The following is a 20,150-nucleotide window of genomic DNA, read 5'->3' as shown; positions in this document are numbered from 1 at the left end:
AAAAAGGAGGGCATATTAATGAAAAAAATAAGTATGTTGTGCAGTGTGCTATTGTTGGTGATCCTCGCGGCATGTGGGGATATTGACGAAAAAAATACTCGAGAAGTGAAGTCTGATAGGGATGTGGCTTCAGAATCTCAAGATACGACACAAGAAGATGTTGAAGAAAAAGAAAAGCCAATCGGCACGCGTTCCAACCCACTGCCATTCGGCGATACGATCACTGTGAAAGAAAATATATACGATGACAGCTTCAATTCCTATGCATCACTTGTCGAGATCACGCTTCTCGAAACGATCCGCGGCGAAGAAGCATGGACAATCATCCAAAATGAAAATCAGTTCAATGACCCGGCGGATGAAGGCTTCGAATATGCATTAGTGAAAGTGAAAGGATTTCTGAAAGAGTCCGAAACAGAGGACGACAGCCTCTACTTCAGCAGCATGAATTTCAACTTCGTTTCAAATGAGGGGGAAGTATACGACTGGGCATCAGCTGTCATTCCGAATGAGCTATCCAAGGAGCTATTCAGCGGCGGCACAGCCGAAGGATATATCGTGAACCAAGTGAAAATCGGGGATGAATTCAAGATTTCCTATGATTCAAGTGAAGGATCGCCGGTATTCTTTTTAGTTCAGTAAGTAAATGGAGATGAAAATGATGAAGTTCGTTTTATTGACTGGGTGCTCGTACACTCAGTCTTTTTATTCATTGTTTGAGTCTGTAAAACGGAATTCTATCAGTTGATTACTCGACAAAAAATTCGAAATATCAGCAACACAATATACTCACACCACAAAACCACACTCCCATAAATAATTCTATCACTATAATATCAGGCAATTTACACTTGATGTAAAATAAAGGTGGAAAACAGGCAAAACACCCTTTTAATTTCAACATGGGAGCACCGGAAAAGTTTTGGGTAAGGTTAATTACCCGGAAGCAGTTGCGGCATAGAGTAATGGCATGATTCTTGCTCTTTTCCCTTTCTTCATCATTTCGTGTAGGAGACATTAAGTGTTTTCTTATTATTCAAACGATAATTAAATTCTTTTATGGTAGACTAATAGTAGCAACGGCATATAGCGGATGGGCGGTTGACACTCCCTGGAAAGGGGGTGTTTATGTGGTGACATACGAAGCGATAAACATGATGTTCCAATTTGGAATATTCCTCGCAACAGCGGCAGCAACAGTTGTAGCGATGATTGCTCTGTACACCAATAGAAAAAAGTAACCACCCTCCGCTAACGTCCAAGTAAGCAGGGTAGTTACTCCTTTGCAAATATCATCATTACTGGTCAACCGCACTTCTTGCGGTATGTCCGTTGCACCGACCAGATGTTCCAGCATCTGGTCTTTTCTTATTATATGCTCAGTTTACCACAACTAAACGGAGTTTGCATATTACTACCTCAAACTTCGCACCTAAATAATTAGGTCCAGCAGTAGGCACTATTTGGTTCTTCTCGATTTCAATAAGAACCTTGACAAACTTTTTTAGATACAAAAAACACCTCATTCTTTGGTATAGGGTGATTGTCGAGAAAACACTACCAAGCAGAAGAGGTGCTTCCATAATGCTTTGACTTAAAAGTACTTACTATCCAATCGGAAAGTAATCATCTGTATGATAGACTAATAGTAGCGACACATATAGCGGATGGACGGTTGGCACACCCTTGTTTTTAAAGGTAAGGGCGCAAGGAACATCTTCTCGGAGTAATCCGCATACCTATACTGACGAAGATGATATGCTGTCGATTCATGATATACATAGCCAATTCCCGGAGGACATGCAGGTAGGCATCGGGGCGGTGCGGGATGATGTAGCTGTCCGCGAAGAATCCATCGTTCTTTTCGGTTTCTGCGAACCAAGAGAAACCCGGGATGCCGAAACACTATTATTATGACAGCAGGCCGTTTGAAATCCACGAACTTCGCTTGCTCATGGATGCCATCAGTGCTGCAAAATTCATCTCACGCAATGAAACCGACGTCCAGCTGCTGCATGAAGCAATCCACGACAAACACATCGTCGCCTTTCAATACGGCCGTTATAGAACAGACCTCAACTTCCATTTAAGCAATGAAGGGTAGGACTATCTCGTCCATCCGCTTGGTCTCGTTTGGAACAAAGACCGCTATTATTTGGTTGCCTATTTCCCCTCCGGCAGATGAAATCCGGCAATATCGGGTGGACCGGATGCGAAGTGTGCGTGTGCGGGACGAGCAATTTATCCCCGACCCTTATTTCGATTTGCAGGAATATACGAGGAAGATGTTCCATATGTTCGGCGGCGAATTGATTTCATTGGAAGCGAAATTTGCCGACAAGCTGATCAATATCGTCAAACTGTAAAAGCTGGCCAATCGGTTATTTCTACCACCATCAAGACTTGTCCTAAATGTGCGGGAACTCTACATTTGAAAACAGGTCGGTATGGCAAGTTTTACGGCTGTAGCGGGTTTCCGGCGTGTCGGTATACGGAGAGGTTTAATTAATTTTAACTTCGTTAGGTTCCAAATGTAAATGTATATGTACAAAGGAATAAAGATACCTTTGATGGTGTGACGGTCAGCTCCAGTTGGGAAATGGGTTCGCCGTCCCGCTTATAAAAAATTGCACGACATTTTCATGATAGCGCGCCTTACACGAATGTTATACTTAAGAAAACGGGGTGATAACCATGCGAACGGAAATACAAAATTATTTACTGACACTAAGCAAAAAAACATTGCGGCTGGCTGAGCTGGAAGATCTGTCGCCTTCAGGTTATACATATGCACAATTTGCGGATACCATCCTTTCTCTTGAAACGGAAGGCGTACTGATACCCATCAAATCTCATGGCACAAATGGAAAACATCCGATGCTGGCTCTTGGATATAGGATACGAATCGAGCCTTTGCAGAAGGACCTTCATTCCGAATTGGTGAATGCCAAAATCATTCTACATCCCGACATTGGCCTGGAACGGTATCTGAAGCTGCCTTACTCGGTCTGGAAAGCTGATTTTCCATATATCGAGAAAATCGACTATTATTTAAAGAACCATTCGTTGCCTGACAACTTCGTACCTGCTCCGGAACGCTCTTTTGAACTGGTCGGAAACGAGAAATGGATAACGGATTTTGGAGGAAAGGAACTGCTAGATAGAATCGGTCTATGGACGAAACTTTATATTCTGCCTGTAGCAGATCCTCTAATGTTTGCCATCAATCCTTCATGCCTCCAAGATTCCGACCTCCATCATTTAATCGTAGAAAATAAAACGACGTATCAAGCTCTGCTGCCTGTTTTGCGCGACACACAAACCACAACCCTGATCTATGGAGTCGGGAACAAGATCGTTAAAAGCATCGAGAACTTCCATCATCAGCTGCCGGTGGATGCACACCATCATTTTCATTATTTTGGTGATATCGACCATGCGGGCATTTCGATTTGGCATCGCCTAAGCAAAAAAGAACTTGTCAAGCCTGCATTGCCCTTCTATGAATTGACTCTCTCAAAGCAGCCGCCTGCCGGTAAAACAAATCAAACACCTAATGAAGAAGCACTTGAAGCCTTTACCCGTCATTTTTCGGAACATCTGGCGAATCAAATACAGACTTCTTTGGAGGCCGGGCTTTATTACCCGCAGGAAATTGCTGCGACGAATGAATTACAAGCATGCTGGAGGTCATTATCATGGAGTTCGATGAACTGACAAAAGGATACGCGGAACGCTTCTCACGGCGGGCTCTGTTTGAACCGTTTGACAGACTGAGCCGTAAACAACTGAAAGACGATAACGGGAAACCGCTCGATTATGAAGGGATTGGCCTGCTGTGCCTGCTTTATTTCTTTGAACAGAAGCTCATCCGGAACCCGAAAGCGGGAGTGAAGGAATTCGCTGTCTATTTGATGAACAAAGCTTCTTCCGTGTATTCATTCACACCGGATAAATGGGAGCTGATTAGCCGGACAGCTATTAACGAGTTCCGGCCTCCTTCCGGCAAAAAGTTCACGGTATCCTATTTTAATTGGGAGTCGCTTATTGATGAATCATTGACATTTTCATTCTTTAAAGCGAGTTCTTTTGATATGGCCACCAACACGCAATATTACACGCTGGATGATGACGGACTCGAACTCGTCTTCGCGACGAAGGAATTCTACAGCGAGTTTCAATTGTCTATCAATCAGCTGTTACTAAGAAAGCAGTTGGAGAAGGGCGAGTTCAAAGGAGCTCTCCGCCAGCTTAATGAAATGCGGATGGACGTGGAGTCATTGGAAGAACGAAATGTCAGGCTTACCCACGAACTGAAACGGAACATCACTTCTGAGGAAACTTTCAAGCGATACGCCAGGCTGATCGACGATATGCTCCTGCGGCTGAGTATGGAGCATGATGAATTCCAAGCACTGCAACTGTTCGTCAAAGAGACGAAAGAGGCTCTCCATATGGAGCATCACACAAAAAAGGAGAAAGAGGCTTACACGCTGATCCTGCAAATTTCAACCGGACTGGAGGAAGTCCACCATCAGCACACGAACCTGTTGAACTCCTGCACGACATTGAAGACGAATGCACTGCGGGCGGCCCAAGAGGCATTGTATTTCGTCGGAATCGATTCCTTCAATTTCGATCAGGATATTACTTCACGTATCATCAGCACGCCGCTGCCTATGGAGTCGATGAAAGGACTGCTCGCTCCCTTTCTATCCCTTGAACAAGCCGGGATCTGGTCGCCGCTCACTTTATTCGCTCCTCAGCAAGTACGCGGTAAACGTGAAGAAAGGGAGCAGCCGGAATTCCTTGAGGCAGATGACACGGACGAAACTGAGTACCGGCATCTTTTGCGAACTCATTACACGTTTGTCTTCCGTCTGTTGGTGGACTTTATCGGCGAAGAAGGAACGGTCACGCTGGAACAGTTTACGGATCACCTGCTCGCTTCCGGGCATTCCGAATTGACAAGTATTCGTTTGTATTATGATTTCTTCTTGCTTCTGCACCAGCGCTCGCCGATCGTACAAGAGATTGAGGCAGCAGACGGTGAAGCTCATTTATTGGATGGAGTCCGACAACTTTTGGAGACACGGACACTGACGGTGCAGGAACTTCCAGAAGTCATCCGCCCGCACTCCCGATTTGCTATCCAAAATATGAAACTGACCATCAAGGAGGTGGATGATGATGCTATATGAAGCGGCAACTGTACAAAGTGCCTTTTCGATTTTCAGGCTGTTGACTCGTGATGGCAAAGCTGGAACAGAACATTATCATACATACTTGACGGATGACGATGTGCGGGGATTGCTCGATGAGTTTATCCGCACGGTGGACTGCGACCTAATCACAGTAGGACAGGAGCTCCTGATGATCCCGACGACCGGGGATTCACCTTTTCACGTTTCAAATGAATATTTGCGCAAGACGTATTTGAAAACGCAAGCAACGAATGCCGATCTGTACTTACTGTATTTCTCAACGATCGTGTTGCTCGGAGAGTTCTATAATAGCTACACATCGAAGGAACCGACCAAGGACTTCTTGCCGATGGCAGAGTGGGTGCAGGCTGTCCAGCAGAGGATCGATGCCTTGAATGAACATAGCGAAGAGGATTTAGCAGAGTTGGCTTCCGAGTTTTCCTATAACTGGCCGATGATTATTGAGAAATGGAACCAGATGGATGACTTGCAGGAACAGGCAAAACGGCAGTCCGGCAATACGGTCAGCCGGCTCAGTTTTCTCGACACGGTGAGGCGTTTCCTCGTAGATCAGCAGCTCATTGCGGATATTGGCAATTATGAAGTTGAACTTACCGAGAAAGCGAAGACCGTAGTTCAGCGTTATTTCATGGATTCTGAATTTAATCGCGGGATTCTCGATTTTCTATACCGTTTTGAAAACGATGGAGAGGAAGTGAATAGCAATGCCGGCAATCTCGAAGATTAGATTCACAAATGTCGTCTATGAAAATGGGGATAAACGATATAATGATGAGCTTTTCCTGTTCGACGGCCACGACGGCGCAGTTGTACTGGAAAATGGCGGCGGAAAGACTGTCTTCATCCAAACGGTACTGCAGGCGATCATCCCGCATGTCGAAGTTGCCGGCCGGAAGATGAAAAAGACGCTTCATTTGGAAGATGGACCGGCCCATATCGCGATTGAATGGATTTTAAATGAGCGTCCGCGCCGCTACGCACTCACTTGTGTAACGTTGTATGTATCGAAAGGGAAACTGGATTCGCTGAAATATGTGCATGAATACGAACCGGGAAGCGCAGACCGCATCGAGGATCTTCCGTTCGTACATGGCAAACGTCCGGCGAGTCTTGGGGAGATGGAAGAATACTATCAGCGGATGGCCGGAAAACATCTGAATGCCCACACATTCGATACGATCGGAAAATACAAACAGCATTTGGAGGAGCACTTCCATATCATCTCTTCCGAATGGGAAAGCATTGTGAAGATCAACGGAGCAGAAGGCGATGTGGAACGTTTCTTTGAACAATGCAACACGTCCGGCCAGCTTGTTGACCGCCTGTTGATCCCGAATATCGAGGACTCAATGGCAGGATTTGAATCAGGACGGTTTGCGGAAAATTTCGAAGCGCGCCTGGATTCATTCCGTCAGTATAAACAGTTTCAGGAGCAGCTGACAGAGTACCGGATGATCCAGCACCAAGTTGATACGCTCGCGCGGCACTTCGAACAATTGGACAAACGCCAGAACGATTATCGGATGAATCAGCAAAAAGCGAAGGCTTTCTACGAAATCGGCAAACAGGAACATGAACGGTATACCCGTCTCTCGGATGAACTGGATGTGCAGCTCTCCTCTTTGCTGGAACAGGAAAAAGAGCTGAGGCATCGCGAAAAGTCGTATGACTTGGCGAAAGAACGCGAAACCTTGAATGCTTTGAAAGAGGAACACGAAATTGCAAAACAGGCTTTATCCTATGCGAATTCGAAAGTGGAAGAGACGGAGCGGCGACTTATCGGGCTTCGGCTGGCTGAGCAAAATGATGCTCATTCATTTGCTGAGAGACAGATCGTGCAATATGAGCGGGAATTGGATGCGATCGATGACGACCGGACAGCGATAAATGTCCTGGATGATTTCGCTGAAGTGAAACGGGAGCTTGCCGATGCGTTTTCCAGAAGGGAAGAACAGCTGAATAAAGAATTGGCAGAGGCCGGTCTGCGTTTCAATCAATATGAACGGCTGGCTACTACGGAAGCAAAACGTCTCGAGGGATTGAAAGCTGAACTGAAGGACGTGGAACTGCAAGAAAAAGGGGAAGAAACAAGCATTCGGCTTTTGCAGGGGGATAAGGAGAGGATCCGTAAAGAATTAAATCTGGATGGCTTCGACCTCCCGATTGAAACGCTTATCCGGCAATGGACAGAAAGATCTTCCGAGCTAGACGAATTGATTGTCAAAACGATAAATCGGAACACTGCCTTAAAAGCTTTCCAGGAACAGAAAAGGGCTTTATTGGAGGAGAAACAGGATGCGCGGGTGGCAGCAAAGTCTTCTTTGTCCGAAACAACCAGCCGTCTCGAGACCCTGAAAGAAGAGGAAGCATCACTGATCAGTAATCTACAGACGATTACCGGCTCTTGGACAGGCCTCCTATCCGTCCATGACCGGCAAGATTCCATCGGGAACTCGTTGCAAGATGAAATGGAACAAAAACGGCGCCGCTATGAGCAGTTCCTGCTTGATGAGCGCCTTGCCAACCGACTGAATGATGATTACAACGGTCAGTCAAATTTCTTTGCAGATCCCTTCCTGAATGGCCAGCTCCGGCGGCTCAAACATAACTTCAGCTATTTGAAGACGGGAAGTGAATACGTCGCAGCTTCCGATCAAGCAGCTGCCAATTCTTACCCTTTCTGGTCCACCGCATTGATTACCACAGGAAAGGATGCCCCGGCACTGATTGAACAGCTGGAACGTATGCGTGACGATCTGTATGTCCCTGTAAATGTACTCACATTGGACGAAGCGACAGAACTGATCCGGGGAGGTGGACATTCGTCTAAAGATTGGATTGTCCCTGGTCATTTCGAATCCGCGGTAGACCCTGGTTATTTTGAAGAATGGAAAGAAACACTGAAGATGAAGGCGGAGGCGGTATCGACTGAGCGCAATCGTTTTGGCTCGGAGATCGATCAGTGGAAGCAGCTTCAGTCGGATTTCTCAAGATTCATCGCTCGATATCCGGCAAGTGTAAAGCAGTCGCTGGAGCAAAAAACAGCAAGACTGCAGCAGCTGGCATTCCAACTGGACCGGGAATGCGTACTCATCCAGAAGGATTTGGCTTCCTATGACCACGAACAGGAGGCTAATCTGGCTCATATCACTTCCTGGCGTGATGAATCAAAAGGAATTGACGGTCAACTAACATCTGGCCGCTCTTTTATGGAGAAGAAGAAGCAGATGCAAAAGCACGAAGAGGAGAAGTTGCAGCTCCAAAACAAACGCGCAACGATCGCCTCTGAAATTCGTCGTGTTTCGTCTACCGTAAAAGAATTTGAACACGAATTGGAGTCTTGCAAAGGTGAACGCTTTCGCCTTAAGGCTGCATTAGATAAAGAAGTTCATTCACATCATCTGTATGAAATGGTGAAAGATGAACGGCCATTGTCCTGCACTCTTTCCATCGTGGCATTGACCGAACGGTTCCATGCTGCTCAACGAAAAGTGGACGGGCTCCAAAGTAAACGGGCAGACATTGAAAATTCCCTGACAAGCATGAAGCAAAAGCTAGCAGAAGCAAACCGGCAAATCGAGATGTTGGAGCACGAATATCCGGGTATCTTGGCAGATGAGTTTTTCCCTGAAGATGGCCAGAGACAAATCCGACGGCTAATGAGTGATTTAAGTCAGCTGAAAACTTCCAGTAAAGATGTTCTTAAGGCAGAGACGGAGAAAAGAGATGATTTCCTGAGGCAGTCAGGTGTTGTAGAGGCGAAAGAACGGGACATTACAGATCCTGTCATATTCCATGAACCTCTTGCAATCGTCCAGAAACAACTGCAAGAAGAATGGTCCTCTTTCCGTCAGACGAATGAGGCCACGCTGCAACAAAAGGATGCTGCGAAATCGAAAGCGGATAATTGGCTCAGTCTGATACGCAAACTGGAGAAAGAAGCAGGTGAACACCAGTGCCTCTCCTCCCAAGTCAAAGCAGCTATTCTTACTGAGCAGGAACGAACCGATTTCCTTTATCAAAGCGGCAAAATCATCGATGCTCTTCTTGCCGGCCTCGATAATAGCGGGCGCCACTATTCGAAGGAGGTCGAACGTGTACAAAAAGAGAGGGATGGCTATGTGAATTTCTGCCGCTCCTCCATCTCAGACGCACGCATGCAGCAGACAGCCGTGCAGGGGATCACTTCAAGGGAAACCTACGAAGAAGTTCTGGCGTATAAACAATTGTTGGAGAAAAGCCTTCATCTGGCGGAGCAATACGCCAATGAACATATCCAATCGCATGATAAGGAACTTGAATTATTCTTGAAGCATATGATGACTCATGTTAGTGCATTGCGTGATGAACTTCATTTGATTCCGAAGAAGACTGCAGTGAAGATTGAGGACAAATTAAAGCCGATTTTCCGGATTACCGTTCCGGAATGGACAGAAAGCGATGCGAAGCGTCTTCTGCGATCCCATATGAATTGGATCCTCAGTCAGCTGGAACGTGATGCATATCAGGATGAAGACGGACTCGATATGGCGAAAATACGAAAGAACTTGGAAAAATGGCTGCACTCCCGTCAACTTCTCCAAGTAGTTTTGCAAAACAAACAGATCCGCATTTCTTGCTATAAAGTGACAAACGATCATAAGTTATCCTCTATCGCAACCAGTTGGGAAGAATCCAATGATTGGTCCGGCGGTGAGAAGTGGAGCAAAAACATGTCACTGTTCCTTGGTCTGTTGAATTATATTGCAGAGAAGAAGCAGCATATCCAAGCGCATCTGAAAAAACATCGAACTGTCATTTTGGATAACCCGTTCGGAAAAGCATCGAGCGGACATGTTCTGTCACCGGTTTTCTTTATTGCCGAACAGCTTGGATTCCAGCTCATCACGCTGACTGCCCATGCGGAAGGCGAATTTCTAAGTGACTATTTTCCGGTTGTCTACAGTTGCAGACTGCGGCAGGTATCCGGTACAAGCAAACAGATCGTAAATCCTCAGAAGAATATTAAAAAAGCATATTTGCGTGATTTCGAACCACAGACAATGGAACGGCTCATCGAAACCGAACAAATGAATTTATTTTAAATTGAAAATGGTGCTAACTACCATCGCACGACTTAAATGGAAACATATTTGAGTTTGTGCGGCGGTAGTTTAGGATGCCTTTGCACGATAATTAAATATCACGTTTGGTTCCCACACAGGAACTCCAGATTCTTACAGATGCTTAGCGAATCGGGCAGAGGCTTGAATACAATATCTAAGAGTCGCACAGCATAACTTCTGATGCGTGAAAGCTGTTATAATGGTTATACTAACTAAAATGCGAGGTGGTTTAGATGCAAGAAGAGACACGTTTAGAACATAGAAAGAAGGTCCATTTCGCGGTTGGTATGGCAGAATTGATGGTGGAAAACCGAGCTCATTTACAAAAAAACTCTTAGAGCAGTATGAAAATGGTGAATTAACCTCCAGTCAATTAAAGTAAGCCATTGTCAAAAAGTATACAAGGTCTTCCCAGTAGTTATGCATCCGTATACCTATCCTAATACAAACATTTTAATTAACAAATTAGATATTCGAGATGAGCAAGAATTAATAGATGTGGAAGCCCAATTATTAATTGCCGGAATTGTAGATATTTCTTCTCTTGATGAAGAGATTGACTTTCAAAAACTTTAGAGTATCCAACTTATTCATCATTTTCTTTTCTATGATCTATATTCATGGGCAGGTGAGTTCCGCACTGTTAATATTTATAAAAGCGAACATGTGTTAAATGGATTATCTGTAATTTACAGCGATAAGGAAGAAATCAAATCTGATTTGGAATCGATTTTCAAATGGGATAATAGGATAGAATGGAGTTATTCAAACTCTCTAATAGTAGAAGACTTTTCAAACCTTATGACCAAAATATGGTGTGTCCATCCGTATCGCGAAGGATATACACGAACATTTTCAGTTTTTATGAAACTGTTCGCTGAAACAAAAGGACTGAATTTTAATGACCAATTACTTTCAGTGAATGCAGCATACTTGCGAAGTGCATTAGTACTTGCCGCAGTAGAAGAATCTCCTGAGCCAAAATACCTTTTAAAAATAATTTCAGATGCATTATATGCTTCTCCTTCCCAAAAGGTTGATTTGGACGATGAAGTCTCTAGTAGTTATCAGGTAATTGATCAGTATGATGTTTCTGAGTGTGAAGAAAAACCATTTGAAATCGAATTCGACAAAAATAATACTGAAAAGTAATCCACCCTTAAGTGCAACTCATTATTAAGGATGGATTATTTTGATTTACTAAAATGGGAATCGTATTCAACGAGCGCGTCTACCGATTCAACGAGTGGTGAAGGAATTAATAGTTTAAATCAAATTATAGTGCTTGAATGCATCGGTTATATACTTTTGCTTATCAGGTCGTCAAGGGTATTTCCTTGAGTTCTCGGAAATTCTATTTGGTGACTTCTTAGGATTTTATCCGTGCTTTTCTTTCATATGAGCAATCCAACACGTTTTAATTGAAATTCCATGCTGTTTGACAAAGTCTTGAATGGCTTTGTAGGTTCCCATTTGATAATCTCCTCCTATTTACATACAGATGCCCTCAGCGAAAAGTGGAAAGAGAAAATCGAGATGGAATTCAATACGCGAAGTTGGAACCGGTGATCGCACTGAATACACCGTTTCAAGTGCCAGGTAATCATCGAATTTCGATTTGTTTAAGAATCTGGTACCCGTCACTTATGGCTGATGGTTACTATCACAAAAGCGATGATTCCATTCAAGCGTTCGAAACCCGTGCTCAACGCACAAAGTTCATGATTGAAAATCTGACGAAGAACGGCCGGTTAGGAGACAGGCTTATTTTCAATGCGGAGGGATTCGAGGGAATAGTAAACGGGATGCTGGATGCTCGTATCGATGTGTTTATGGAAGATGACGAAGGGTATTCGCTAGGTATCTTGGGAGAATTGTATGTAACACCTGTTGAAGGTAGAATTGCTGTGAGATGGACGGATCTTGTAGAAGCGGAGTGGGCATCCAGGTCTACGAGTTTCTCGTCATTTGATGAATGCATGAAGGCGTATGCATCTCATCTTCTAGGAGGTTCACATTGATATAATTTTTTCAGAACCTATTTTAAACATAAAAATCGTTTATTGACGTTCCATTCTAAACTTGTTATGATTCATCTATTATTTTTAAAAAAAGAATAGAATACCTTGTATAATTTCAAGAATACGGCTTGAAAGTTTCTACCAGCTACCATAAATGGCTCGTCTACAAGGAATGTGAAAGTAATGCAATTTACTATTCCTTTTTGTAGAAAAAACTTTGTCCTCACTTAGGTCAAAGTTTTTTTATATTATCGGGCATACTAGTATGAACTGGCTGAAAAATGGTCCTTGAAACCATGACTATTCATTCTTTAATTTAGCAAATAGGAGATTACAACATGAGAAACTTTTTTAAATTTGCTGAACGGAACACATCCTATAAGCAGGAAACACTCGCAGGTGTGACAACCTTCCTATCCATCGCGTATATATTAGTCGTCAATCCACTTATCCTCAGCCAAGCTGGGATGGATAGTGGGGCTGTATTTACGGCAACCGCCCTTACTGCGATTATCGGCACACTGCTTATTGGGTTGCTTGCGAACTTCCCAATCGGGATTGCGCCAAGTATGGGTTTGAATTCATTTTTCACTTTTTCTGTCTGTATCGGGATGGGCATACAATGGGAAGTCGCGTTGACCGGTGTTTTTATTGCAGGAATTATTTTTATGCTTTTAAGTGTAATGAAAATCCGGGAGAAGATTATTAATATCATCCCATTGGATTTAAAATATGCTATCGCTGCTGGAATCGGATTCTTCATTACATTTATTGGGATGAAAAATGGAGGACTTATTATTTCCAATCCTGATACATTTGTTTCGATTGGAAACTTAACATCACCTACGACCCTACTCGCCATTTTTGGCTTGGTACTTACGATTGTCATGTTAGTACGTGGAATACGTGGAGGAATTTTTTATGGAATGATCATTACCACGATTATTGGGATGATGGTCGGATTAATAAATGGTCCTTCAAAAATCATTGGAAGTATACCGAGCTTGGAACCAACATTTGGCGTCGTGTTTTCCCATTTAGACCAGGTGTTCACCCCTGAATTATTGGCAGTGATCTTCACTTTTTTACTTGTTGCCTTTTTTGATACGGCGGGTGCTTTAATTGCTCTGGCCAGTCAAGCGGGAATGATGAAAGGGAATACGGTGCCGAATATAGGAAGAGCATTGCTTGCTGATTCTACAGCTAGTGCAGTTGGAGCTATATTGGGAACATCCACACCTGCGACGAGTGTTGAATCTTCTGCTGGCATTGCAGTCGGTGGTAGAACAGGCTTTACATCTGTCGTTATTGCTGCTTGCTTTACGATTGCTTTATTCTTTTCACCGATATTATCTGTTATTACATTGGAAGTAACAGCCCCTGCGTTAATTATTGTCGGAGCATTAATGGCAATGGAAATAAGAAAAATAGACTGGAGCAGGCTGGAAATTGTGATTCCATCCTTTTTAACCATTATCATGATGCCCCTCACTTCTAGTGTGGCAATGGGCCTTGCATTTGGCTTTATTCTATATCCACTTTGTTTCGTAGCACAAAAGCGGCATAAAGAAATTCATCCAACTATGTATGTGCTTTGTTTGTTATTTATCCTATACTTTGCATTTATCGTGTAGCTTTAGGTAAGGAAATTGAAAATAGGTACCAGGCACCCGACAATTTAATTTGCCGAATGCCTGGTACCTTTATTTGTTCATGACTTTTAAGTGAGCTTCATTTCACTTTCAAAGAAACAAGCGTAGTGTGTATGGCCTCGAGTTTCGTTTCAAGCAGGTGCAAGAGATAAAAGGATACAAAAATCGGAAATCCGATTTGTTGTATTAATGTTACCCATTGTTCCATTTTGAATGAAACCTCTATTATTTGCGTCCTACTTGATTGTCGATGAAGCACAGGATTATATGCCGTACGAAATCACTGAACTGCATGCACTTACCCGAAAGAATGGCATCATGCTCATAGGAGATCTCGGGCAGAATCTAAACCGAGCCAATACGCTGCAAGACTGGAATGTACATGGCGAATTGATTGGCGACCTCTCGCTACATGAGTTGAAAGCGACTTACCGCTCAACTGCCCAGATTGTAGAAGTGAGCAATGAAATCATCGGGCCGTTCGCTTGGGGAAATTATTCACTTTCGGCAGAGACGTTTCGGGAAGGCGAGACGGTTGAGTTCCTACATTTCATTGAAAACATGGACGAGGTAGTATTGATCCACATCCTCGAGCACGCGGTCTATAAAAGCAAGTATGAGCCAGTAGCCGTCATTGTGAAAGATGAATCGATGATCGAGCGGTACCATTATATGATCGATCCCTATTTCTCTGTCGCGATTCAGACGGCGGGAACACTGCCAACAGGTACAAAGGTAGTGATCACGACTCCTTCAGCTGTAAAGGGTCTCGAATTCGAAGCTGTCGTCATTACTCATTTCAACGAGTATGCACCAACTGACGAAGATCGTAAATTAGCCTACGTTGAGACAAGTAGGGCATTGCACCAGTTATATATGATAGTGGAAAGAGGGAAGTCTTGTTTGGTGGGTACCGTAAGCTAAGCATACGTATCGCCTTTAGAAAACTAGAGGACCACACAAGCTTCAGGGTGGTTCGCATTAGAAGCATTGTAGAAGGTCGTCTAATATGAAAGCCGGATTTTGATAAATATCAAAGTCCGGCTTTTTTTATTGCCACTATACCTTGAAATAGAAGTAAATACTAAACAGGAATTCAAAATTATATGGTAAAATTGTTGCAGGTATTTTTGTTTAATTACCTATTACATATTCAACTAGTTTGAAAGAGTAAAACCGGAGAATGGTTGTTGGGAGTGATATTGTAGATGTAATATTCAGATTTATTTCGTATAACTTTATTTACTGCAATAAAATAAAATGCTCTTGCCCTTTGATTTTCGAAAGCAAAATAATGTGGAAAAGAGGAGATTGTCATGAAAGACGCAAAGGAATTGGATGATGCCCTGATTGAACGGTTAGAGGATAAGGAATTTGTTAAATGGATGATCGAAAAGCTGAATAACAAACAGTTGGACTTGCTGCTGTTTAGCACGAGCATGGATAAGAAATATAAAGCGCAAGACAAACTTCCAAACCAGTTTCTTCAAAATAAACTTCTGTTGAAAAACATTAGAACGAAACTTTGGAAAATGAAGATCCTCCCGCCTTTAGCTATCATTGTAGATAACCGAGAAATGCTTGGAAAAGAACCCGCGAAAGAAGACCTTTTGGAACTTGCCGAGGAACATAACGTAGATGACCGTCAAAAAGCGTTGATGCTTTTCTTGCAAAACCACTATGAAGAAGCTCTGGACTTATACGATAATCGATATGTCGGAGATGGAAAAAGTCTAAAGAAAAAAGAAAAACCCAAAAAAGAAAAGGTGGAGCAACAGCTTTCACAACATAAAGAAGAAACACTTTCTCCGAAACAGGAAAAGAAACTTCAGCAGAAAATAGATACCTTGCTGAAAGAGAAGGAGGATTTGATCAACCAAGTACAGCAACTCAAAAAAGAACTAAAAGAAAAAAATACGGAACATCAAAAGGAAATTAATCAGCTTTCTCAAGATTTAGCTACGGAGAAGTCATCGGCAAAAAAACTTGAGGATGAGCTTGCGCAACTACATAAGAAAATTGAAAGTGAAAGGGCTGTCGAAAAGGAGCTAAGTAAGGTAGAGAAAGAAAAAGAAAGAGAAAAGCAAGAGTCAGTACCAACGGAAAAGAAGAAGCTGGCGATCATCGGTAACCCAAAGAACAATAAAGTGTTGAAAGATAATCGCTTTGACATTGACCTATTTGAACTGGACAATATCGAAAAGCTCATTCAAAGTATCGACCTTTATGAACATAAGCTGTTTCTCAGCTATGTCATTGATGAGGTTTTATATGAAGAAAAGGTTTCGCAAGTGATTAGAGAAAAAATAATAACAATCACAAACTTTAAAGAATTAAAAGATGTGATGGGGGAGCTAGAGAGATGAATCGATTTTGGGAACCGCTTATTTTAGGTGTATTAGCTGAAGCTGAGGAAGGACGTTATCCGTTATATAAGTCGGTTTTTATAAACAGTTCGAATGAGCTTCAATTTTCAATCCGGATCTTGTCGACACCGCCACATAGCTTTCCGAATAGCCAAAGAACAATTACGTGCTGGGGAAGTGACCTCGTAGAACATGGATTCGAAGACGAGTTTTTTGATCGAGACCAACGTATCAAGAGCTTGATCGACTTTTTGAATGGCAAGCTACTCGTCTTCCAGATTGAGAAGAAGGTAAATCCGCGCGATGAGTACTATTCCGCTAAGAACATTCAGTTGATTCCGATGAAGCCGTCGTTTGTGGAAGGATCAAGCTTCATGCCGGTTCCGCTGTTTCTAGAAAGCAAAGATATGGGAACTGCTGACGATTTTACGTGGGAGCAATTCATCAACAATTTGAAGGAAGGCCGGTATATTGGTCGGAATGAACAAGTATCCCGCGAGCCTGAGGATACGCCACGATTCATTATTTTCAAGACATTGGATAATGAGTATTATGCTGTCGGCGAATTTGAAAGCCACCATTATGCCCATGGGGGATTCAGCTTTGTGCCGGAGGATCAAAACCTTAAGTTTGCTCAATTAGACAAGAAAATCGTCAATGAAATTTATACATATCAAAATACGATGTTTGTTGGAATGGATGAAGATCATCAGATCATTAAAGCTTTGCAGGAGGATAGTTCAGTACGGCTCCCTCATCTGCAACCTGAGCCGGAGCAAGTGATTGTACCGGCTAAGAAAACGAATGCTCAATCTACTGTGAAGAAAGAAGAAGTACCGGTTTCTACGATTGAAGTGGAAGTGTCTTCACGGTTGGACGAAGAAGCATTCATGGAGCAATTCATTGCTGAAACGAAAAAGATGAATTTAGTGTATAAGGTTGAAGATCTTTATAATTTCCATACGTGCGTCAAAACAGGCGGTTTAACGATTTTAGCTGGGATGAGTGGTACGGGTAAATCTCAACTCATCAATGCATATCAAAAAGGCCTTCATTTGGATTCCGATAAATTCCTCATGATTCCGGTGAGCCCGACTTGGACGGATGATACTGATTTAATTGGCTATCCGGATATCGTGAACAATGTGTATCGTCCTGCAGAAACAGGGTTGGTGAACCTCTTGATTGAGGCGGAGAAAAACCGCAACGAGACGTTCATTGTCTGCTTTGATGAAATGAACTTGGCGAAGGTGGAACATTACTTTTCACAATTCCTTTCGGTGCTGGAGATGGAAAAAGGGCGCCGTAAGCTGAAGTTGTATAACCGTGATCTTCAAAGTAAGTTTTACAATGGCTCTTTCTATCCACCGGAGATCTTGATAGGCGACAATGTCATCTTCACGGGAACAGTCAACTTGGATGAAAGCACGCATCAATTCAGTGATAAGGTGCTTGATCGTTCGAACTTGATTACACTGCATGTCGAGCCTTTCATTCAGTTCCTCACAATGGAATCGCAAGTCAATGACAAAGTGGAGAAGAAAGTCTCCTACTCTGTTCAAAGCTTCGTTCATCAGGATCGCAAGATGGTGTTGACGGAAAGGGAACTTGAGTTTTTGTGGGAAGTACATACTGCTCTCATGGAAGTGTCCGCTACTATGGGGATTGGACCTCGTATCGTTAAGCAGATTGACACGTACATTAAGAACTTAGGGAATCTAGCGGAATCTCCGATTGATCGTAAAATGGCATTCGACTTGCAGTTTGTCCAACGGGTCATGTCAAAAATTCGAGGCTCTGAGGAAATGCTCCGTAGCTTAATTGGCGAGACTGGAAAAGATAATACAGGGGTCGTTAACTCACGGTTATCTGCGATTTACGATGAGTACTCTGATCTGTCCGATTTCAACAAATCAAGGGCGGTTCTGTTGGAAAAGGCGAAAGGGCTTATGAGAAATGGCTACACAATATAACGTCACTTTTGTGGAGCAATACGGGGCAAGCAGAGTGGAAAAAGAGTGCAACCATTTTTATGAGCGGACGGACGAGCGCTATTTAGTGGATGAGGTTCAGCTCATCGAGAACTCTTTGTTAAGCGTGTTATTCGAGGCACCGGCTGGTTACAAGCTTTATATTGACGGCATTGACCAGCTGGAGGAGCAATACGTGCAGGAGGATGAGAAAGGGCTATATATTGTCCCTTCTGAAACTCCTTATGTGCTCTATCATCCTTCAAAGAATAAGCCATACCCGTTCATCCCAGGAACGTATTTCCTAATGGTTTCTACACCAAGTGGCGAGTCTTTGGAAGCACGAGCAAGAGTGTTAACGAAACGCGTCACTGAGGATCAGCATACGATTATGGTGCAGGAAATCGAGCGGGCAGTTAGAGGATTGTCGAGTGAGCTGACGAATCGCCGCATGATCTACAATGAGGTGGCACTAGATATTTTCGGCCCTAAGAAGATTGATGAATACTCAATGATTTTGTCGAGCAGGGAAAAGATCATCAGCGGCCTTCATGCAATTGGGAAGAATCGTCGCTATTCCGTTGTGAAAGATTATCCGGTCATCCCGAAACATCGGGCGAAAAAAATAGACAGTAAATCGATCAAATATCTCATGATGCATCCGGAGCAACAAAAGACGATACAAGCTCCAGTCTCGACGGTAACGTACAATATACCGGAAAACCGTTGGATCAAGTTCATCGTCCGGATGATCCTGAAGAATGTGAATGAAATGCAAGAGTGTTTCAGTAGCCCGCATATTAAAAACTACAATGTGGTGCAAGCTCAAGAGCTCCTCAAGGAAGTTAATTATTTGCAGAACGAACTGACGTTATTTCTGACGGAAAGATGGATACAGGACATATCTGAAAATATTTCCGGTCAAATCCCGTTGGTGTTCTTCTCAGCTGGGCAGTACTCGATTTTCTACAAACTGTATCGAATGCTCAAACAAGGAACGAAGCAAACTGCAGCAGAACCGAAGCTGCAGTTTCACTATAAACGTTCTGACATCCTGTATGAAATATGGGGTTATTTGAAGGTCATCAATATTTTACGGGATGAACACGGCTTCACAATGAGGAGAAACTGGCTGCAAATCGACCAAAACACATTGGATCAGGTGATTGTACCTGGTCAGAATGAAGTCGATTATGTCGAACTTGTCCGTGATAACTATAAAATCCGCATCTTCTATGATGAACTGCTTCCGAAAAGAAGGGAACAGCTATCACCACTAGTAACGATGCGTACATTGGATAATAACCGGCCAGACTGTCGAATCGATGTATGGGTGGAGGAGAAATATAAGGGATCACTCATCATTGATTTTAAATACCGGAAGCGCGAGTACTTATGGAATGACGAGGACTTAGGCGAGGGAAGACAGATTCCAAAGGTCATGAGGCAGCTCGCGAATTATTCAAACGGAATGAGTTCCTACACGACAAAATTGAACGGCGTGAGGAATCAACTCATTGATGCGAAACCGGTAACAGAAGTATGGGCGGTTTATCCAATTAAATGGGAAGAAACCAATCCGGATTATAAGCTAAATGAGTATGATGTCCGTTTAATCGATCTAAGTCCGGGCACGGAGAATACGCAATTCAGTGCCATGCTGGAAGAAGCGATTGATGAAATCATTGATAGGTAGATTTATATATTGAAGGGGCTGTCCAGAAAGTCAGTGAAAACTGATTTTCTGTGATAGTCCCTTTCTGGTTGGAGAATAAATGGGGAACCCCTGACAACCGTCGCTTTCCGTTCCA

General features: G+C 43.2%; 17 protein-coding genes, 1 pseudogene and 1 riboswitch. Of the genes and pseudogenes, 17 read left to right on the top strand and 1 reads right to left on the bottom strand.

Features of this window, described 5'->3' with window-relative positions; genetic code table 11:
• Positions 1-18 precede the first annotated feature (18 nt).
• From ACFQ38_RS14370 to ACFQ38_RS14315, 13 genes and pseudogenes are all read left to right on the top strand, one after another.
• Positions 19-642, top strand: a complete 624-nt coding sequence (locus ACFQ38_RS14370; protein WP_381481762.1) for a hypothetical protein — start codon at positions 19-21, stop codon at positions 640-642.
• Between the two features lie 488 nt (positions 643-1,130).
• Complete coding sequence (locus ACFQ38_RS14365) at positions 1,131-1,241, top strand: putative holin-like toxin (protein ID WP_336822731.1); 111 nt, start codon at positions 1,131-1,133, stop codon at positions 1,239-1,241.
• A gap of 445 nt (positions 1,242-1,686) precedes the next feature.
• Entirely contained in the window at positions 1,687-1,917 is a 231-nt protein-coding gene (locus ACFQ38_RS14360) for a hypothetical protein (RefSeq protein WP_381481760.1), read from the top strand.
• Complete coding sequence (locus ACFQ38_RS14355) at positions 1,895-2,104, top strand: hypothetical protein (RefSeq protein ID WP_336822730.1); 210 nt, start codon at positions 1,895-1,897, stop codon at positions 2,102-2,104. The genes ACFQ38_RS14360 and ACFQ38_RS14355 overlap by 23 nt, the downstream gene beginning before the upstream one ends.
• Before the next feature lie 6 nt (positions 2,105-2,110).
• Positions 2,111-2,185, top strand: a pseudogene (locus ACFQ38_RS19070) (hypothetical protein); the annotation flags it as partial.
• Between the two features lie 25 nt (positions 2,186-2,210).
• Entirely contained in the window at positions 2,211-2,366 is a 156-nt protein-coding gene (locus tag ACFQ38_RS19065) for a hypothetical protein (protein ID WP_456242988.1), read from the top strand.
• Positions 2,309-2,509, top strand: coding sequence for a topoisomerase DNA-binding C4 zinc finger domain-containing protein (locus ACFQ38_RS14345; RefSeq protein ID WP_456242989.1), 201 nt, complete (start codon positions 2,309-2,311; stop codon positions 2,507-2,509). Before ACFQ38_RS19065 ends, ACFQ38_RS14345 begins: the two co-directional genes overlap by 58 nt.
• Before the next feature lie 185 nt (positions 2,510-2,694).
• A complete protein-coding gene (locus tag ACFQ38_RS14340) occupies positions 2,695-3,717 on the top strand; it encodes a Wadjet anti-phage system protein JetD domain-containing protein (protein ID WP_336822728.1) in 1,023 nt (340 codons plus the stop codon).
• A complete protein-coding gene (locus ACFQ38_RS14335; protein WP_336822727.1) occupies positions 3,699-5,201 on the top strand; it encodes a replicative DNA helicase in 1,503 nt (500 codons plus the stop codon). The genes ACFQ38_RS14340 and ACFQ38_RS14335 overlap by 19 nt, the downstream gene beginning before the upstream one ends.
• Positions 5,188-5,952, top strand: a complete 765-nt coding sequence (locus tag ACFQ38_RS14330) for a DUF6063 family protein (RefSeq protein WP_381481756.1) — start codon at positions 5,188-5,190, stop codon at positions 5,950-5,952. The genes ACFQ38_RS14335 and ACFQ38_RS14330 overlap by 14 nt, the downstream gene beginning before the upstream one ends.
• Complete coding sequence (locus ACFQ38_RS14325) at positions 5,930-10,309, top strand: coiled-coil domain-containing protein (RefSeq protein ID WP_381481754.1); 4,380 nt, start codon at positions 5,930-5,932, stop codon at positions 10,307-10,309. The genes ACFQ38_RS14330 and ACFQ38_RS14325 overlap by 23 nt, the downstream gene beginning before the upstream one ends.
• Positions 10,310-10,909: 600 nt before the next feature.
• A complete protein-coding gene (locus tag ACFQ38_RS14320; protein ID WP_336822774.1) occupies positions 10,910-11,482 on the top strand; it encodes a Fic family protein in 573 nt (190 codons plus the stop codon).
• A gap of 954 nt (positions 11,483-12,436) precedes the next feature.
• Positions 12,437-12,537: riboswitch (purine riboswitch) on the top strand.
• A gap of 152 nt (positions 12,538-12,689) precedes the next feature.
• The gene (locus ACFQ38_RS14315; protein WP_381481752.1) at positions 12,690-13,985 is read left to right on the top strand and encodes an NCS2 family permease; all 1,296 of its coding nucleotides are present in this window, start codon (positions 12,690-12,692) and stop codon (positions 13,983-13,985) included.
• Between the two features lie 97 nt (positions 13,986-14,082).
• Here the strand turns inward: ACFQ38_RS14315 and ACFQ38_RS14310 are convergent, their stop codons facing one another.
• Positions 14,083-14,211 carry a YvrJ family protein gene (locus ACFQ38_RS14310; protein WP_381481750.1) on the bottom strand — a complete coding sequence of 43 codons (129 nt, stop codon included), beginning with the start codon at positions 14,209-14,211 and terminating at the stop codon, positions 14,083-14,085.
• 5 nt (positions 14,212-14,216) lie between these two features.
• Here ACFQ38_RS14310 and ACFQ38_RS14305 point away from each other — a divergent pair, with 5 nt between their 5' ends.
• The 4 genes from ACFQ38_RS14305 (at position 14,217) to ACFQ38_RS14290 (ending at position 20,035) form a co-directional block, all read left to right on the top strand.
• Complete coding sequence (locus ACFQ38_RS14305; RefSeq protein ID WP_381481748.1) at positions 14,217-14,927, top strand: helicase domain-containing protein; 711 nt, start codon at positions 14,217-14,219, stop codon at positions 14,925-14,927.
• A gap of 392 nt (positions 14,928-15,319) precedes the next feature.
• Positions 15,320-16,369 (top strand): coiled-coil domain-containing protein, encoded by a 1,050-nt coding sequence (locus ACFQ38_RS14300; RefSeq protein ID WP_381481746.1) that lies wholly within the window; start codon positions 15,320-15,322, stop codon positions 16,367-16,369.
• Positions 16,366-18,342, top strand: coding sequence for an McrB family protein (locus tag ACFQ38_RS14295; RefSeq protein ID WP_381481744.1), 1,977 nt, complete (start codon positions 16,366-16,368; stop codon positions 18,340-18,342). The genes ACFQ38_RS14300 and ACFQ38_RS14295 overlap by 4 nt, the downstream gene beginning before the upstream one ends.
• A complete protein-coding gene (locus ACFQ38_RS14290) occupies positions 18,326-20,035 on the top strand; it encodes a DUF2357 domain-containing protein (RefSeq protein WP_381481742.1) in 1,710 nt (569 codons plus the stop codon). Before ACFQ38_RS14295 ends, ACFQ38_RS14290 begins: the two co-directional genes overlap by 17 nt.
• The last annotated feature ends 115 nt before the right edge of the window (positions 20,036-20,150 follow it).

Source organism: Sporosarcina contaminans (genome assembly GCF_042679045.1).
Lineage (GTDB): Bacteria > Bacillota > Bacilli > Bacillales_A > Planococcaceae > Sporosarcina > Sporosarcina contaminans.
Note: the sequence above shows the minus strand (reverse complement) of the source record. Positions and strands in the feature narration are given on the sequence as shown.

Excerpts from the sequence above, each read along its gene's own strand:
- ACFQ38_RS14335 (WP_336822727.1), top strand. The coding sequence starts at position 3,699 with ATGGAGTTCGATGAACTGACAAAAGGATACGCGGAACGCTTCTCACGG.
- ACFQ38_RS14340 (WP_336822728.1), top strand. The coding sequence starts at position 2,695 with ATGCGAACGGAAATACAAAATTATTTACTGACACTAAGCAAAAAAACA.
- ACFQ38_RS14305 (WP_381481748.1), top strand. The coding sequence starts at position 14,217 with ATGAAACCTCTATTATTTGCGTCCTACTTGATTGTCGATGAAGCACAG.
- ACFQ38_RS14315 (WP_381481752.1), top strand. The coding sequence starts at position 12,690 with ATGAGAAACTTTTTTAAATTTGCTGAACGGAACACATCCTATAAGCAG.
- ACFQ38_RS14325 (WP_381481754.1), top strand. The coding sequence starts at position 5,930 with ATGCCGGCAATCTCGAAGATTAGATTCACAAATGTCGTCTATGAAAAT.
- ACFQ38_RS14290 (WP_381481742.1), top strand. The coding sequence starts at position 18,326 with ATGGCTACACAATATAACGTCACTTTTGTGGAGCAATACGGGGCAAGC.
- ACFQ38_RS14295 (WP_381481744.1), top strand. The coding sequence starts at position 16,366 with ATGAATCGATTTTGGGAACCGCTTATTTTAGGTGTATTAGCTGAAGCT.
- ACFQ38_RS14310 (WP_381481750.1), bottom strand. The coding sequence starts at position 14,211 with ATGGAACAATGGGTAACATTAATACAACAAATCGGATTTCCGATTTTT.
- ACFQ38_RS14330 (WP_381481756.1), top strand. The coding sequence starts at position 5,188 with ATGATGCTATATGAAGCGGCAACTGTACAAAGTGCCTTTTCGATTTTC.
- ACFQ38_RS14355 (WP_336822730.1), top strand. The coding sequence starts at position 1,895 with ATGCCGAAACACTATTATTATGACAGCAGGCCGTTTGAAATCCACGAA.
- ACFQ38_RS14300 (WP_381481746.1), top strand. The coding sequence starts at position 15,320 with ATGAAAGACGCAAAGGAATTGGATGATGCCCTGATTGAACGGTTAGAG.
- ACFQ38_RS14370 (WP_381481762.1), top strand. The coding sequence starts at position 19 with ATGAAAAAAATAAGTATGTTGTGCAGTGTGCTATTGTTGGTGATCCTC.
- ACFQ38_RS19065 (WP_456242988.1), top strand. The coding sequence starts at position 2,211 with ATGCGAAGTGTGCGTGTGCGGGACGAGCAATTTATCCCCGACCCTTAT.